At 31.9% G+C, this 18,204-nt stretch carries 13 protein-coding genes; all 13 read right to left on the minus strand.

The window, feature by feature from the left end:
* Positions 1 to 6 precede the first annotated feature (6 nt).
* Complete coding sequence (locus AC1DKZ_RS15250) at positions 7 to 747, minus strand: glycosyltransferase family 32 protein (protein WP_002184569.1); 741 nt, start codon at positions 745 to 747, stop codon at positions 7 to 9.
* A gap of 103 nt (positions 748 to 850) precedes the next feature.
* The gene (locus AC1DKZ_RS15255; protein ID WP_002184568.1) at positions 851 to 1,924 is read right to left on the minus strand and encodes an EpsG family protein; all 1,074 of its coding nucleotides are present in this window, start codon (positions 1,922 to 1,924) and stop codon (positions 851 to 853) included.
* Between the two features lie 150 nt (positions 1,925 to 2,074).
* The gene (locus AC1DKZ_RS15260; protein WP_002184567.1) at positions 2,075 to 2,977 is read right to left on the minus strand and encodes a glycosyltransferase family A protein; all 903 of its coding nucleotides are present in this window, start codon (positions 2,975 to 2,977) and stop codon (positions 2,075 to 2,077) included.
* 30 nt (positions 2,978 to 3,007) lie between these two features.
* Complete coding sequence (locus tag AC1DKZ_RS15265; protein WP_476996549.1) at positions 3,008 to 4,099, minus strand: glycosyltransferase family 1 protein; 1,092 nt, start codon at positions 4,097 to 4,099, stop codon at positions 3,008 to 3,010.
* 57 nt (positions 4,100 to 4,156) lie between these two features.
* Complete coding sequence (locus tag AC1DKZ_RS15270; RefSeq protein ID WP_016127632.1) at positions 4,157 to 5,257, minus strand: glycosyltransferase family 1 protein; 1,101 nt, start codon at positions 5,255 to 5,257, stop codon at positions 4,157 to 4,159.
* Positions 5,242 to 6,396 (minus strand): glycosyltransferase family 4 protein, encoded by a 1,155-nt coding sequence (locus tag AC1DKZ_RS15275; RefSeq protein WP_002184564.1) that lies wholly within the window; start codon positions 6,394 to 6,396, stop codon positions 5,242 to 5,244. Before AC1DKZ_RS15275 ends, AC1DKZ_RS15270 begins: the two co-directional genes overlap by 16 nt.
* 117 nt (positions 6,397 to 6,513) lie before the next feature.
* Positions 6,514 to 8,328, minus strand: coding sequence for a polysaccharide biosynthesis protein (locus AC1DKZ_RS15280; RefSeq protein WP_476996550.1), 1,815 nt, complete (start codon positions 8,326 to 8,328; stop codon positions 6,514 to 6,516).
* Between the two features lie 441 nt (positions 8,329 to 8,769).
* Complete coding sequence (locus AC1DKZ_RS15285) at positions 8,770 to 9,429, minus strand: CpsD/CapB family tyrosine-protein kinase (protein ID WP_044439497.1); 660 nt, start codon at positions 9,427 to 9,429, stop codon at positions 8,770 to 8,772.
* Complete coding sequence (locus tag AC1DKZ_RS15290; RefSeq protein WP_044439499.1) at positions 9,419 to 10,117, minus strand: YveK family protein; 699 nt, start codon at positions 10,115 to 10,117, stop codon at positions 9,419 to 9,421. Before AC1DKZ_RS15290 ends, AC1DKZ_RS15285 begins: the two co-directional genes overlap by 11 nt.
* A 558-nt stretch (positions 10,118 to 10,675) precedes the next feature.
* Positions 10,676 to 11,557, minus strand: a complete 882-nt coding sequence (galU, locus tag AC1DKZ_RS15295; RefSeq protein WP_044439500.1) for a UTP--glucose-1-phosphate uridylyltransferase GalU — start codon at positions 11,555 to 11,557, stop codon at positions 10,676 to 10,678.
* A gap of 310 nt (positions 11,558 to 11,867) precedes the next feature.
* Positions 11,868 to 12,938, minus strand: a complete 1,071-nt coding sequence (locus AC1DKZ_RS15300) for a glycosyltransferase (protein WP_231348244.1) — start codon at positions 12,936 to 12,938, stop codon at positions 11,868 to 11,870.
* Positions 12,939 to 13,090: 152 nt separating this feature from the next.
* The gene (locus AC1DKZ_RS15305; protein WP_476996551.1) at positions 13,091 to 16,339 is read right to left on the minus strand and encodes a CDP-glycerol glycerophosphotransferase family protein; all 3,249 of its coding nucleotides are present in this window, start codon (positions 16,337 to 16,339) and stop codon (positions 13,091 to 13,093) included.
* 221 nt (positions 16,340 to 16,560) lie between these two features.
* A complete protein-coding gene (locus AC1DKZ_RS15310; protein WP_476996552.1) occupies positions 16,561 to 18,153 on the minus strand; it encodes a CDP-glycerol glycerophosphotransferase family protein in 1,593 nt (530 codons plus the stop codon).
* Between the last annotated feature and the right edge of the window lie 51 nt (positions 18,154 to 18,204).

Below are 18,204 nucleotides of genomic sequence, written 5' to 3' on the forward strand. Positions count from 1 at the left end.
TGCCTCCTAATTTTTTGTAACAAATTTTCTTATCCGCGCTATATTTTCTCCACCTATAACCTTAGATGCTAACAGTTTTAAACCACTCTTCAATCTTGCTTTAGGTGGTAACCAACTTTTATAAAAATGATGCATTGCATATGTATTTGGAGTAATAAATTTTCTACAGTTAATATAATCATATGGAGAAAAATATGTTTGAGGATAGAAGGCTCCTATCCCACTTATTTCTTGATATTCTCCATTCAACTGTAATCCTTTATTTTTTAGTATCTCGCTTATAATGGCCACATTGGTTAAACTGTCATACTTTCCATCCTCTTTAATAAAACTTTTTACTTCGTATGAATCTAGAAACATTCTTATTAACACATTTCCTTTAGTCGCTCCTATTGTACTTGTAGCTATATAGTTCTCTTGTTCAAATCCCCAAAATGAATCATGATGTAGCATATCATCAAAAGATTTGAATACCTCCACATCCGTATCTAAGTAAATTCCTCCAAATTTATAAAGAGCGTATACTCTTACATAATCACTTACAAATGCAAATTTTTTGTGTTCATAGGCTTCCTTGACATATAAATTACAATTTATATCAAAATTATCTTCATTCCACTCAATTATTTCATAACCAGCTAAATTCTCTTTCCAGCTATCTATACATTTTTTTACTATTATAGGTTTTTCTCCTTTACCAAACCAACAATAGTGAATGATGCGTGGAATCTTTTCTGTAAATGCCAACTCAGTATCCCCTTTCTAAACTATATAGAATAATATACCTATACACCTAAATTTCCATATTTCATTGATCAACTAGTCATTAACATATTTCACCTTAAAAAACTTAGAAATTTAAAAAATTACTTTTATAAATAATGTTTAATGTTATTACATTCTCGTATGCATAGAAAATAAAATAAAATACTAATATTGCATAATAAACTAGTTTTTGGTCTTTATCAGTAAATAATTTTATAATCCATGAAATTAAAATTAATTGGTATAATCCAAAATATATAGAAAATCTTGCAAAAATCCAATTTTGTGTTGAAATTATCATGAATACAAGTCCTAATATAGACATATTTACTACATAGTCACTTTTAGGAAATATTTCCCTAAGTTTCTCTCTTCCAATGTAAGCAATAATAATTGGAGGAATATTAACTCCAACTCTAAGTATATTTGCTCCGCCCTCAGAAAAGTTCTTGTAATCTCCATACTGACTATCTCCTATGACTGAGAATAACGTATCTAAAAATTGATTAAACCCTATAACTATGAATACAGAGCAAAAAAGAGTTACATACGTTTCCCATGACCATGCTTTTCTCCTAATCATAAAATATATTGGAATAAGGATAAGTGCAGTTTGATGTATTGTTGATGCAAATAGAATAATTAAAATATACTTTTTCCAGTTACCTTCAAATATATATTTTGTTGCAGCAAAAATAATTGCTGCTGCAAGAAATTGCCTTATCCCATTCATTGATATTAAATACATTCCACCTGTTATATATACATATAAACTTAATTCAAACATTCTTGTATATTTATATAAAACCAATACAATAAGCACATTTGTTATCAGTGCCGTTACAAAAATCAATATTTGAGGGTCATTAGAGAACTGTTTTAAAATCATCTGAAGCACATTAAAACCCATATCTTTTCCTTCTTTTATATGTTCCCAATCAAACGTATCTTTTTTATAAGAATACATATAAAAAAAAGTATCCCCGATATTATTACGGAGACCAGACACCATTACAAGAATAACTATTGTCAAAAATACTAACAGCTTATTGGGCTTTGATTGAACAATGTGTGGTCCCATTATTACAGGAGTAGAAAAATATCTTGCTAAAAAAGAAAGAATATAAACTAAAGCCAGCGTAACCCAAAGTATAAACATTTTTAAATTCCTTTCATATTACAGATTGTAAATATAAAACTCTTTGCTATTCTTTAACCAAATAATTCAATAATATAGCCTGTCAGTCCTATATTTCTCTTACAATCTAAATACATGTGACAATAAAATACATAGTTAATTAAAGACCTACTATTTATTTTTCAAAACAGTAGCTTTACTTGTCTTTTGAATATAAAAATGAAGCATAATCCCAAAAGGTGTAGCCACCAAAGTAATAAATTTACATGGGGACTCAATGAGAAATTTATAGTTTTTGATCATCAAGTTGCTAGATACATAATGTATAGATTCTCGAAATTTTTCTTTTAATGTAGGAGCATATTTCATAGCAACTTTTCTAAAGAATGAGAACCCTTGGGGATTCTTTCTATATTGCTTAATAATGTTCATGCTAGATCCATCTGCTAGATACTCAACATGACAAAGAACTTTATTCATGATGAGTAACGGATGCTCTTGATCAATAAGAATATATTTATAACTTAGAGGACAGTACTTTTCGCCCGAGAATATTGGATATGGTGGGGTTTTTCGTGTTAACTCTGATCGATAAACTAACTTTTTATCACCTGTGACTTTATATTTCGCATGCAAATCTGTCAGTTTAGATTCCTTCACATGTTCCGGCATCATCGTTCCAATAACTTTTCCATTTGGATTAGCGTCTAATCCTATTATACCAGCGTAATCATTACTTCCATACTCCTTCCAAAAACGAGTGATATTTTCAACGGCATCATCCGCCATATAATCATCCGAATCAATACAAACATTAAGTTCCGTATCAATTAATTCGTAAGCAGTATTATGTGCCCCGTGCATTCCCTGATTCTCTTGATAATGATACTGAATTGAGATACTGCCTTGGGAAATCCAATTTTCTATTAACTCTCTTGTATCATCTGTAGATCCATCATCAATAATTAACCAAACAAAATCCTTACTTGTCTGTCGCTTTAAACTTTCATAACATAAATGCAGCGTGTAAGCACGGTTAAATGTAGGTGTAAAAATTGTAAGAATAGGTTTCAATTTACATCTCTCCATCAATCATCTAATCTATTAAAATTCATCCCCTAATATTGTTAATATACTATTTAATACTAATCTATCAGGTCTTACATATTCATGGTAATATCTATAATTGTTAATCATCATTTGATATCTATAATTTTCATCATTTGATAAAGTATATATTTGATTTATACATTCTTCTGGTGTTTTAAAAACAAGATAATTTTGACCATCACGAAAATCACCGGGGACCTCATAATGTAATTCTTCTGTTACTATAGCCTTGCTTGCTGCAACATACTCTGCAAATTTCCAACCAATAGATTGATGTAATCCCATAGTTGCAATACAAATTGCAGATTCTTTTACCTTTCTTAGGTAATTATTCCGTTCAGTAGCTTTTCCGTCTTCTATAACAATATCTGCATAATTTTTATATACAAATTCTGATGGTGCTACTCCTCCATAAAATTTATCTCCAAACTCTTTTCGACAAAGTCTAATGCATGTTGCTCGAAAATCATTAATATATGCACGTTCTTCCTTTTTATTCGAAGAAATTTGTCCTTCATAATCTCCATTTACATCCCATAGCCTAGCCATAAAAAGAATTTTTGAATCTATTTCCTTATGAGGTATATCTTCAAAAGAATTAATACGATATAAACCATTGTAATATTGAGACAACGGAACCTTCCGTATTATTTTCTTAATTTTCTCCCTAAGTGGATCTTGAGGCATCGGTGAATGCGCAATATTTCCAGGTATTGTAACCATATAATTTAATCCAAGAGGATAAATTTTTTCCTTATGCCTTAACTTTGAATTATAAAAGCTATTAAAACTTCGCTTAAAGTAAAAGTCGTATTTTTCTAACAACACATTCATAAACTCGACATAATCCTGATTTTGCTTAAGCAAATTATCATAACCATCATTAACATCATATAACACTCGAGTTTTCCCGTTGATTATAACTTCCATCATATTGTAGGGTAATTGATCTTGATGATTCTTACTAAGTTTCTCTATCCTCAAGTCTATTACTCCTTGTCGAGCAAGTAGAACAAAACCTGCAGTTATATTATAGAGATGCAGCGGAACTTCTCCTAGCCTAAGACAACATGAAACTCTTGACATCATTGTGCTCCTTTTTAATCCTTTAGACATTATTTAAAATATAGAAGTTACTATTAATTAAAGCGCTTGAAGATAAAAATTCTCAAGCCAAGTAGCCGATTTACTTATATCATATCCTTCTTTCTTGATATACCCTTCTACATCTTGCATACGTTTATTGACATCCAATATATCCTGCGCCCATATTTCGGGGGAGGTATTTATGCTTTCAAAACTCACTAGACCTGCTCCCATGTCTACTTCTTTAGTTATCGCATCCGAGATCACACAAGATAACCCAGCTCCTTGCGCTTCTATAAGAGTAACAGGCAATCCTTCATGAATCGATGGGAATGCAAATACATCAAAAGCTTGAAGTAAATGGTCGATATCGCTCCTTATGCCAAGAAACTTTACATTAGCCCCTAAATTTAATTCTTCCACTTTTTGTTCAATCTTTACCCGTAACGGACCATCCCCCACCAAAACAAGAACGGAATCTCTTCTAAGTTTAACTAACTGAGCAAACACTTCTATAAGGAATCCATGATTTTTTTGATGCGCAAACCTTCCTACATGCCCTACTACAAAGTTATCAACTGTAAGATTTAGTTCCTCTCTTATCTGTTTTCTAATTTCGGGGGAAAATGAAAACTTTTCAGGCTCAATTCCATTTTTTAAAATCGTGGCAGTATCTGTTTTACCTGCAAATAACCAGCGAGATGCTGCATCCGAGCATGCTAGAAGATGTGTCGCACTTCTTAATATATACTTCCCTGCATACCACTTATATACTTTCGCAGCAACTCCACCTTCACTGCTAGTATTGTGACTATGTGCGATACGAACTGGTATACCGGCTTTCTTAGCTGCACGTAACACAAATCCACTCATCTTATCCATGTGTGAGTGTACAATCTTATATTCTTGATGAGATTCAAAAAAATTATCTAAAGACTTTATGTATTCGTTATGACCACCATCAGTAATATATGGAATCCTGTGCACTTTCCCACCTAATTCTGATATTTCTGTATCGAAAACACCTTCCTTACAAGTAAGAAAATCAAACTGCACTTTATTTCGATCTATATTCCGGTACAAGTTCATAATAAGGGTTTCTGCACCACCACGGTTCATATTGACTACAACATGTAAGATTCTTAATGGACAATCCAATCTAACGCCTCCGTTCCACTCATAAACATGGTGTAAATATAGCTCTTTTCTTCTAATACTTTATTGACGGCATAATTATTTTTAATAATCTCACGACCAGACTCTCCGAATATGCCTTGTAAGCTACTATTTTCAGCAAGATATTTTATCTTTTCTGCCATTGTCTGTATGTCTTCACGACCTACTGTCCAACCATTTACACCATTTTGAATTAACTCTTTATGGCCCCTGTTCTCACTAGCTATAACAGGCAATCCGCAAGCCATCGCTTCCATAATATTAACTGGTAACCCCTCACGTAGACTGGATGCAACAGAAATATCACAAATAGGTAAAATTTTTGCAATATCATTCCTATAACCAAGGAAATCTATCATTTCAAATACGCCCATTTGTTTAGCTAAATTTTTGCAATCATTTATCAAAGGACCATTCCCAGCCAATAGAAGCCTCGCATTGGGAACATGATCTTTTATTAAGGCCAATGAACGAATCAAAAACTGCTGATTTTTATTTTTATTAAACTCAGCCGCATAAAACATTAAAAAATCATCCGGTTTATAACCCATCTCAATCCTTAGAAAATTCTTTTGAGCCTCACTAACTGGTTTAAAATATTCTGTGTCCACTCCCACCCCATGAATTTGTTCAATTTTAGGTACTTTAAACTTTCGCTGAACAGCCAAGTTATAATCTTCTTGGTTAATTGTAATGAGGCAATCTGTATAATTTGCTAGCATTTTTTCAATTGGATAATATAACAGCCAATTTGCAAGCGGGGCACCTTTACAAAAATGAAATCCATGCGCAGTATATAAAACTTTTGTTCCATGTTTTCTAGATTTTCTTGCTGCCAAACGTGCAACGGCTCCCCCCATCGGGGTATGACAATGAATAATTTTATATTGATTTTCATCAATAATATCTTTCAGCTCTTTATAAGCCTTAATATTCTTAAATTGCAAAGGTGACCTTTGAATAGAAATGTCATACTTCTTATCCACATATGGGAGTTCTATGTTGCCAGCAGCAGCAACATGGACTTCCCAGCCTTGTTCTTTAAACCATTTCATATACGGCAAATGAAATGCTTTAAAGTGAAAGTCTACCGTCGCACAAAATAATACTTTATTTTCCATATATATATCACCCTACAATTGTTATATTGTAACTAACCACCTGTGCATACTTCATTCTCATTTCTCTACATAGTAAAACATAAGTCTAAGCATATATATGCAGATCAAAATCCATATTTATATCATATTTCGTGGAGTTATATGACTATTTGCCAATGTCAATACACGTTTTCTTAATTCCGTCTTCTCGAGATTCTTATAAGTTTGGAGAACTGCTTCAATTTCGTTTATACAAAGGTTCGATGTTTTACCTATATAAATTTTAGGATGAATTTGTTGTTCATGTATTTCTTCTTTTTTCAATAGTTCTTCAAAGAGCTTCTCTCCAGGTCTTATTCCAGTGAACTCTATTTGTATTTCTTCTAGCGAATTTCCTGATAATGTAATTAAATTTTTCGCAAGATCTACTATTTTCACAGGATCTCCCATATCTAACACAAATATTTCTCCACCTTTAGCTAATGCACCAGCCTGTATTACAAGCTTGGACGCCTCTGGAATTGTCATAAAGTAACGAATCATATCTGGATGTGTAACCGTAACTGGACCACCCTGCTTAATTTGTTTTTTAAACAACGGTATAACACTACCGCGGCTTCCTAATACATTACCAAATCTTACAGCCACAAACTTTGTATTACTTGTTTTGTCCAAGTTTTGAATTACCATTTCAGCAAGCCTTTTTGTTGCTCCCATTACACTTGTCGGATTCACAGCTTTATCTGTAGAAATCATTACAAACGTCTCGACCCCATTCCAGCTTGCCGCTTTTGCCACGTTTGTTGTCCCAATTAAATTGTTTTTGATAGCTTCTTCGGGGTTACGTTCCATCAATGGTACATGCTTATGTGCAGCGGCATGATAAACAACTTGAGGCTGATATTGACTCATTACTGACATCATTTTCAGATCATCCTGTACATCAGCAATTTCTGTGGTAACGACAATATCTGTGTCACCGTATAGCTCTTTCAATTCCATTTCGATAGAATAAATACTATTTTCACCATGACCTAATAAAATCAATTGTTTTGGGTTGAATTTTGCAATTTGACGACAAATTTCAGATCCAATTGAACCACCAGCACCAGTTACTAAAATAATTTTATTAGTAATAAATTCTGAAATACTTTCAATATCCAATTCAACAGGATCACGTCCTAATAAATCGTCTACTTGGACATCACGAAATTCATTCACTGAAACTTTTCCAGTCACTAAATCCTCTAGCATTGGAAGAATTTGTGTTTTTGTTTTTGTCTTGGAACATTCTTGAAAAATCATATTTAATGCTTTCTTGCTAAGTGAAGGAATTGCTATTATGATGCTATCGATATCTAATTGCTGAACAGCAAATTCAATACGGTCAATTCCTCCAATTACCGGTATTCCAAGAATATCCAACCCTTGTTTCTTTATATTATCATCTATAAATGCCACAGGCAGTAATTCAGTATCATTACTATTCAAAAGTTGCCTTACAACCATTGTACCTGCAGAACCCGCACCAATAATTAGTGTTCTTTTTTTGTCCTCCCCTTTTTGAATATAAGCATCTCTGAACATCCGCCATAGAAAACGTGATCCTCCAATCAGTAAAATATGAATCATCCACGTTACAACAAGAAGACGGAAATAAATATCTTGAACCAATATTTGTTGTACTACTGCTGTTGTGATAACAGAAAGTGTGATTGCTTTTAAAATAATTAGCAATTCTCCTACACTTGCATACTCCCATGCTTTTTTATAAAGCTTATAAATAAAAGAAAAAATATGATGGCTAAATAGCAGCGTCATTGCACTCACTACGATGGGAAATGTTATGACATTGAAATCAGCACTTACTAAGAAGCGACTAAAGAAAACCGTAGTTAATACGATTAAGGAATCAATTAAAATTAATAAGGATAATCTCTGGCGATACGTCATAATAGGCCCCCCTCTCTAAATTTTTTATATATAACAAAAGGAAATCCTCATAATTGTTATCTTAGAATTAAAAGATTTATATATTGAATATGTCTAGCTAAACATATAGACAAGGAAAATAATCAATAACCAACTAATACAAAGTTCCTATCTACAAAATCCTTTAGAAAGACTTTCTAGACAAGAACTTCAAATAAGTTTGGGCATCCAACCCTCCCTCACACCACACTCTTGACGACTAACGTCTAAGGTTCTTCAACCCACAGTATGATCGAGTGTCTCCATTGATAGTGGTAAGGAGACATCACCGTACCCTATAATTTTTTATAGGTGGTCTTTCATTCTCTACTATAAAATATATGAAAAGCTTCTCATCCTTACGTCACCCATTAGGAAAGCGCTGTATTATTATTTTATGTATAATCAATTCTAATAAATCTCTTATACTTTTTTATTTAGAATAGCCCCTACAAGCTTTCCTTTTGTTAAATCTAAGGCCCTATTCGCTTCAACAACTGCTTCACTAGCAGTTTGATAGCAACTTAACACCAATAATACCCCATCACATTGACTAGCTAGTATATTTGTATCTATAACCTCAAGAAGGGGCGGAGAATCAAATAAAATAATGTCATACTGCTCTATTGCTTTGCTAATTAAATTTTGCATAGATGGTAAACTAAGTATCTCAGCTGGATTATTAATTTCGGGACCACTTGTCAATATATGTACATTTTTGATTTCTGTCTGCATTACCACTTTTTCTAATGCTGCTTTTCCCTCCAAAACATTTGTTAATCCAGATTTATTTTCCATTCCAAAAATCGCATGTAGTTCCGGAGTTCGCAAATCCGCATCAACAACTAAGACTTTTTCATCTCGCTGAGCCATAGAAACCGCCAAATTTGCCACAGTGGTGGTTTTACCTTCTCCATATCCAGGAGAAGTAATAATTATAGTTCTTGTTTTGTCCGTGCCAATTGCAAATTGAAGGTTAGTACGAATTGTTCGATATTCCTCAGCCATCTTCGATTTCGGAGCGATATGAGCAATTAAATGACTATTATCAAGGATACGGCTTTGCTTTTTATTATGAATCAAATGTTTTCCCCTCCACTATTACACTTTCTCTCTTACTTGTTTTATCTACTATATTATTTTTCTTCATTTGAGAAACACTTCCTAAAACGGGAACCGGTAATAATTTTTCAATGTTACGTTCCGATTTAATTGTTTCATCAAGAGAATCCAATACAAAGACTACTCCGATACTCAGTATAAGACCGGCAGCCAAGGCCATCTCAATCGCTTTTGCATGATTCAAGTTTATCGGTAAAGGATGCTCTTGTACTTTTGCTTCTGTTAAGATGCGGACATTCGAAAAATTTAGGATAGCATTGGCTTCTTCTTTATAAACATTTGCTGTAGCATTGGCAATTTTGACTGCCTGGGCTGGATTAGTATCCACAGCCGTAATAACAAAAACCTGTGACTCTTCAATCTTTCCAACACTAACCTGTCCATTCAATGCATCTGCTGATTTTTGCGAATTTAATTGCTGGGCCACTTTCTCTAAAACAATAGGTTCCTTTATCATCACTTTAAGTGTAGCTATAGCATCAGCATTAGCTGGAATGAGGATTCTTGCAGAAGACGCATATAAAGGCGTTTTCATGAAAATGCTATATATACCACCAATACATGCCGCTAATATCGTAATTACTGCAATAATCCAAAATTTTCTTTTTATAACATTAAATAAATTTTTTAAGTTTATTTCCTTTTCCATGTTTCCCCTCCATTACTGTCTATTTAACTAATAAAAAAGCTACTCGCTGGTAAATCAAATCGTATAACCTAAGTTAATTTTGATTATATCGAACATAATTTACTAAATCGTAAGTAGAATGAATTTTCCGAGTATACATTCCATTCGGAAAATTCATACCTTGTTTCTTTAATCTTAATATACTCATTTAATATTCATTTTAGTTCTTGATAATGAACCCGTCAATATAAATTTATACATCAAACCCAACAATTACCTTAGTATATTTAATTCAATTATCCTTATATAAATTCAAAAATAACTTCATAAATAATTATTTCAAATGAATTAATTTATTCATGTATTGATATATTATAAAAACCATTTAAAACTGAATTAAACAATATCCTACAAGTTTGACGACTGAAAAAAAGAAGTATTATTAAAAAGCTAATTCCAAAAACAGATTCACCTTAACTGTTTACCCAACATATTGATTCTGATCCATAAAAATTTTAGCATCCTTTTCTACAAAAAAAGACTTCATTTCTAATGAAGTCTTTTTTGTATCGTTAAAGCTTAGTTACAAACCATTGCGCTTTCCACTAACTTTTTCATATAATCTAATAGCTCTTTTTTTAACTCTTCGTGTTGCAGTGCCATTTCAATTGTTGTTTGAATAAACCCTAGTTTTTCTCCGACATCATAGCGTTTTCCTTCGAAATCATATGCAAATACACGTTGAATTTCATTTAAACGCTGAATCGCATCTGTTAACTGAATTTCTCCGCCTGCCCCTGTTTGTTGATCTTCTAAGAACATAAAGATTTCTGGAGTTAACACGTAACGCCCCATAATCGCTAAGTTAGATGGTGCTGTTCCTTTAGCAGGTTTTTCAACAAATTTACTCACTTGATAACTGCGATCCTTTTGCTCTAGCGGATCAATAATACCATAGCGATGCGTTTCATTCTCTGGAACAGTTTGAACACCAATTACTGATGATTGTGTATTCTCATATTGATTCATTAATTGGCGTAAGCACGGCGTATCCGCTTGAACAATATCATCACCAAGTAGTACCGCAAATGGCTCATTTCCAATAAATTTACGAGCACACCAAACAGCATGTCCTAAACCTTTAGGCTCTTTTTGGCGAATATAATGAATATTGATCTTTGAAGATTCTTGTACTTTTTCAAGAGTTTCATACTTTCCTTTTGATAGTAAGTTTTGTTCTAATTCAAAGGAATGATCGAAATGATCTTCAATTGCACGTTTTCCTTTTCCTGTTACGATAATAATATCTTCAATTCCAGACGCAATTGCCTCTTCCACGATATATTGAATTGTTGGTTTATCAACAATTGGTAACATTTCTTTTGGCATTGCTTTTGTTGCTGGTAGGAAGCGAGTCCCTAATCCAGCTGCTGGAATAATAGCTTTTCTTACTTTTTTCAATGATATTCCTCCTAGTAATAATTCTAAGGATAATTATATTAAGTCTTAAAATCTAACTGCTAATAAAAAATACCTTATAAGCTAACTAATGATTACAGTATTAAATACATTCGTTGCCCCTATATATAAAGTAAATTAATATATGAGAATAATCTCAATCCACTCTTCACAGTCCCGTAAATCCCTCACCAACAGAAGCCTCACTTTATGCAAAAAGCCTATCACAATTATTATAATTTTTATCTTGAAACAAAAAATCTCCTATATATCTACATATTTACTTGGAGTTCCCTCCTGCAAAATAATTAATTTATATTGATACCTCAGCTAATGCTTTTTTATCTTGTTTTATTGTTTTTTGTGCTTGATCCTCTAAAACGTTTTCCCATTTATCCCCAACGACATTGAAAGTATATCTTTCAACATTCTTTTTAGCATTCCGACCATACTCTTTTCTTAATTCTTCAGACTCAATTAGCATCATTAATGAATTAGCTAATTCCTCTACATTTCCTTCTTCTACTAGAATACCATCTTCTTTATGTGTAATAACTTCTCTAGGACCCGTACATGCAAAACCTACACAAGGAACTCCAACAGACATTGCTTCAATAATTACCATTCCAAAGGATTCATACCTAGAACTTAAAGCATATATAGAAGCATTACGCATTTCACCTATAATATTATTTGTCTTTTGCATAAGGAAAATATTATTATACGCTTTTTCCTCAAAGATTTTTTCGCGAAGTGCCTCTTCCTCTACTCCAGATCCAAAAATCTTCAGCTTCCAATCAGGATGTTTTTTGATAACTTTAGAAAAAGCCGGAATTAAGAGATCGAATCCCTTTTCAGGAGCATAACGCCCAGCCGCAATAACCACTTTTTTATCTAAATCCGCTGTTTCTTCCGGAATATCTGTGGCATTTTCTACTTTGTATAAATCTACCTTACTTCCTATTAATAACTGCTCATAGTCATTAATTTCGGAGTCTGTTAAGCATGTTAGAGCATCTAGCTTTTTATAATATTTCTTTATTTTATTTTGTAATCCTGGTGCATGACCGGCAAAATACAGATGTTCTTGCCCAATTTTTATTACATCTTTCTTTACAAACTTTGTAGCTAAAATATTAAAAGAAGGTATCGTCGTAATTAAAATTCCTTTGTTTATCTTTTTAAGTGCTGCAATAATTTTAAAATCTACAAATAGATTAAACATATGATATAAATCTTCGCTTTTATCTATAAAGAAACTAGGGAATTTCATTAGTATTTTTTTAATGATTTTTTGATATAGCGGTGTGTTTTTACCAAATAACTTTCCTCTTCTTGCATCAAAAATTGGAGTAATCTTTACTTTTTTATCAATATCAAACATCGGCTTAGCACTTGTTCTTCTCACACTAATAATTTCTACATCATGATTTTTAGAGGCAAAGTAATTGGCTGTATTTATAACCGTTCTCACCGTTCCACCCATTCCATAAATATTGTATACAAGAAACGTAATTTTCATTTTTCTTCACCTCACTATTTAGGTGTTTTTTTATTAGATAACTTCTTAATTTCGTTATAAATTCTTTCAAAGTTGTTCTTATCATGATAAGCATAATATTTTTTAGAATTTATATTATATTTAGGTTTATACTTAAAGTCATTTTCAACATAATCGCTTACGTATTTAATAACTTCTTCTTTTGTATGTGCAATATCCCCAACTAAATCTTTTCTTAAATCTACATAGGAACCTCTATGTTTCAAATAATCATTTACATCAAAATGATAGAAGATTGTTGGCTTTTTCAAATGGTTAAAATCAAATACAACGCTTGAATAGTCCGTAATCATTAAAGAACTGTTTTGCATCAATTCTTTTACACTTTCTTCGCCCAATTTAACAATTTGTATTCTTTCATTTAAAGATGCAAATTCATCCTTATATTTTTTTTGGATTTCAATGTGTGGGAAGAACTTAAGCACTAAATCATGTTTTTCAAGCAAATCGTGCAATTTCTTATCTTTTAATAACCCATGGTAATGCACAAAGAAATCAGATGCTAAAAATTCTTCTCTCGAACCAATAATCCATTCTCTCCATGTAGGCATAAGAAGAATTTCTCTTGTTTTCCTAGCCTTGCTTTTATCTTCTAAAGAATCAAACCTAGCTAGTCCAGTAACCATGACTTGCTTCTCTTTAAATTTCATTTCATTGATCATAATATTTTTTTCATGTTCTGAAGAAACAACAAATTTTTTAATCATCCCATTGTATGAGTTTCTATTAAACTGCAGTTTTTTCATCGCAATAATACCATGTTGTAAATAGATAACTTTCTTTGTATTACTTGCCATCTTATTATGAACAATACTTGGAATAACATCTCTAATTCCATGACTTACAATTGTATATTCACTTAAGTAGTATAAAACAAGATGTTTAAAGCTATCGTATCGTAGAACTTTATCTTTATATGGTAAGAGATTATCCATATTTTTATTATTTTTCTTACTCACATAATACGTCTCTTCTTGGATATTTTTCTTAACACAAGATTCAAAAAAGGCAAATCCGTTATCTTGTGCAACTTCTCCTAGATTTTCACCAATAAGCCATACCGGTTTTTTTCTAAACTTTCTCCATACTTTAGCAACACATCTTGCTGCTAAAAGTCTTATCTTTTCACTTGACTTCTCATGTGCTCGTAAATTTCGCGATTCAAGTGACATTAATCTACTCTTTTTATCAAAGAAAATTGACAGATATAAATCACCCACTACTTTTATCGCATTTGATTTAAAGGTCGAATTCTTATTAATAACATCTAAATTCTTACCAAATAATTTTGCTTGGACGATATTATTATTTACACGTGCAGAAAAATAAATTTCCCATCTACCTTGTTCATAAGACCCAATAGATTTGATAAATGCTAGGTCCATATTACATACATATTCATTTATACTTTTTGACTTAAGCTGCTGTTTTATAATTTCTTTTGTTTGACTATGCCTCAAAACTAATTCTGCATCTTGCAATACAAACTGGTCTTGTATTGTTAGCTGAATTGTAAATTTCACGTGCTTTTTCTTTGCATCCATCGTGATACAATGTGCTTGAAGAGAGTTCCGTATTGAAACAGACAGTTCATTTTCATTTGTATAGTAAGGTCGAATTTGTATCGGATATCCATTAGCATCTTTATTTAATGGTGGATATATCATGACCTTTGCTTTATTTTGGATATCATCTAAATTAGAGGCTAATCTAAACACAATGTTATTTCCATTACCCTCAATATAAATCATAAACTGTAAGTTTACTTCACCAATTGTTTCTATATCAAATGAATCCCAATCATATGAGCTATTAAAATAATAGCCTCCGTCTCCTTCTGAAAATTCATTTATACAATCAATTTTTAAATCCATAGATTCCTCATGAAGATACACACCTTTTAAAACATAGTTAACATCCGGAATGCTTACAAAGCCTTTTACGATTAGCTTACTCGCTTCATAATCAACTCTAATAACATCACAGTATACTCCTTCATCTCTAACCAATACTGCTAAATTATTATCTAAAGTAACATACGGTCGAATTCTTTTTATAGTACCGGATCGGGTATAAATTGTTTTAGGTATAACTACAAAGTCCATTTTAGATTCTAGGGTAGAATCTAGATTTAATGGAACTCTATCTTTAACCCCGCTCACTTTAAAACTTAAGAACACATCCCAAATTCCCTTTTCTTCAAAGAAATCACCTTCTTCAAACGCTATTGTCTTTGTAAAAGAATGGTTTATTATCCTAATAGGATGTGATTGGTGTCTTTTCGTATCTCGATGGACAAACAATAACTCTACCATCTGATTTTCCGCATCCACCATATAATTAAATTGCACGAATCCTTCGATAGTGAGCTTGTTTTGTCCTAAATTTACAGTTTTAATTTTAGTAGAAACCATTCTCTCTTCATTTTTTTCAATTTTAAGAATTAATTCCTGTTTATTATTACGAGAAAACACGTGATAATACAATTGATCATTATAACGAAAATAATTTCCGATTACTTTTCTTTCTTGTTTATTTTCAACCTTTATTAATACAGACTTGCCATTAAGCTCCCCTTCGCAATACAATTCCCAGTTACCTTCATATAAAGGATTTCCCTTTAAATTCAGCGTTACTTGATATTCATTTGTACTGTCATTCACTTTTAAATCTGTTAAGTTTTTCACTTCTTTTGTAAGGCCGTTTTTCAAAAAGAACTCTTTTAAACAAACCTCTCTACGCTTAGACTTCGGAGAGAAATCCCCCAGTATTACAAAATCTTTTTCTTCATTTTCAAAAATTTCATTTGCAGAGACAACAATACCTACAGAGTCTTTTCTACTAAATTCAACAAACTGTTCAGCTGAATTAATCGCATTCACTTGAAAAATTGTGTTATCAGGACATATAAAGAATTCCTTCTCCAAATTGTTATATACATGAAGAACAACAATGTCTTTATCTAGTTGTAAATAAACTTTTAATTTTCCATTATTCGTTATTTCGGAAAGTCCTGAAATTGGTAGAACACATATAATTCTATCTTTATGGATTTTCATACTAGATAGTGATAACTGTCTTTTAGAATCTCCTTTATGAATAAATAATCCCTTTACTCTCTCATAAATATCTTGCATATTTCCATCTGTTTGTATAGAGATTTCAAGTTCGATGCTTTTATTTTGCGTAATTTTCATTTCTTCCAATAACACTTTTACTTTCAATTCAATCTCACCTTTCATCTGCTAACAGTTAAATCCACTATCCGACTACTTTGTGTCCATTCCTCTATTTACAATTTATGTTCTATAACTTATATAAAAAATTATCCTAACTACTATCATTAGTAAGAGTGGTATTAATATATTCAAATAAATAAAACGTAGTATACTTATTTATTTAATTAACAATATAACGAAACAATTCTAACGAAAAAAGGGCGGATTTAGTTTTTCAGTTGATCTCTCTTTGCAAGGATCTCCAGGACAATTCTCTTTGAGTTGTTTTGATCGATATATGAGAATAAATGATTTCTAAGCAATTTATACCTTTCTTTCTCCTTAAATCCATTGTGCATATAGAAAGTTAAGAGTTGAACTAGTTCATCCACATGCACACATCTATCTCCAAATAATTCATGTTCTACGTTTAAATAACCATTCATTATATGATCGAACTGAAAGAAAATAATTGGTTTTTTTAAATAATACATATCCCAAGAAACACTAGAATAATCTGTTATAAGCAGTGAAGATTCCATTATCAACTCATTAATTTTTATATCTTTGTATTTTACAAATTGTACATTTGAAGTATTACACTCAAAATAACGAATAGAACTATGAATTCTTGGATGCATACAAAATTTTAAAATAACGTTATGTTTCTCTAGTTGTTCAACAAGAGTTGTATCATTTAGCAGCCTTTCATATTGCCTATAAAATTGACTATCTAAAAACCCTTCCTCTGATACCTCATCTAGCCACTCTCGCCATGTCGGTAGCAATAGAATTTGTTTTTGCTCCCCACTCTTATCTTGCAAATAATCCCACCTTGCTAATCCACTCACAATGATTTCATCTTCTGTATAATTAAAAAATTGTTTTACAATTTCTTTTTCATATTCCGAAGATACACAAAATAAATTCGTTCCATTCGGACTACCTTTTTTAAAAATTGAATCCACCTTTTTCAAACCTAGCACACCGTGTTGTAGAAAAACGTGCTTTTTAGTATGAATAACTTTCTTTAACGTTCCCCTGTTTTCTTTCCATATATAACAATGTGCCTTTGACTCAGAAGATATCATAAGTGTACTAGCAAGGAGATAAATCATATACTTGATGCTCATAAAGTCGATAACTTTATCCTCATATTGATCAAGCATCTTATAGTCATTAGACTTTTTGTTAATCACATAATATAGATTGGGAATTTGCTTATGATCATAGCAATACTTAAAGAAATAATAAGAATTATCTTGTGCGGTATGGCTAAATTTCTCATATACTAATGCAATGCCTTTTCGATCCCAATGCCATTTAAATGTATAATATATGATTAATGCCAGCTTTTCTTTCAAAGCATATTTTAACTGATCATAGGTTCCCTTCCTTCGATAATGTAAGCTGAGTCCACCTTTAACAGTCACATATGGATATACTACATATCCATCTTCACCATGGTCACGCTGTAATCGATTGTTTAGCTTTCTATTAACAATATAGCTGGGATGTTTAATTCGATAACTTTTAAGTTCATCGGATTTCAAATGTACATAAAAATCCCAAAAAAACGGGCCTAGCTCAAGTTGATCCAGCTCTATTTCAAAGATAACCTTTTTTTCAAATTCATTTACGCTACTTTCCTGATACGGGAGTTGATAAACTTTATCTCCGTTCCTTTTTTTTAAAGTTATAGCCTCGACCGTACATTTATCTCTACATTTTACTCTAATAGCAAACTGCCATTTTCCCTTTTTCTTCTTAAATGACGTTATTCGTATTTTAGAAATTAACTTTCCGTAGGATTTGACCATTCGCTTCACTCTTTCTTTAGCACTTCAACGAATCAAATTCATATAGTTAAA

The sequence above is a fragment of the Bacillus sp. 05T21 genome, assembly GCF_056396785.1.

Bases quoted from the DNA above. Each gene is read 5' to 3' on its own strand.
- AC1DKZ_RS15275 (WP_002184564.1), bottom strand. From the start codon at position 6,396: ATGGAAAATAAAGTATTATTTTGTGCGACGGTAGACTTTCACTTTAAA.
- AC1DKZ_RS15310 (WP_476996552.1), bottom strand. From the start codon at position 18,153: ATGGTCAAATCCTACGGAAAGTTAATTTCTAAAATACGAATAACGTCA.
- AC1DKZ_RS15265 (WP_476996549.1), bottom strand. From the start codon at position 4,099: ATGTCAAGAGTTTCATGTTGTCTTAGGCTAGGAGAAGTTCCGCTGCAT.
- AC1DKZ_RS15255 (WP_002184568.1), bottom strand. From the start codon at position 1,924: ATGTTTATACTTTGGGTTACGCTGGCTTTAGTTTATATTCTTTCTTTT.
- AC1DKZ_RS15290 (WP_044439499.1), bottom strand. From the start codon at position 10,117: ATGGAAAAGGAAATAAACTTAAAAAATTTATTTAATGTTATAAAAAGA.
- AC1DKZ_RS15280 (WP_476996550.1), bottom strand. From the start codon at position 8,328: ATGACGTATCGCCAGAGATTATCCTTATTAATTTTAATTGATTCCTTA.
- AC1DKZ_RS15300 (WP_231348244.1), bottom strand. From the start codon at position 12,938: ATGTTTGATATTGATAAAAAAGTAAAGATTACTCCAATTTTTGATGCA.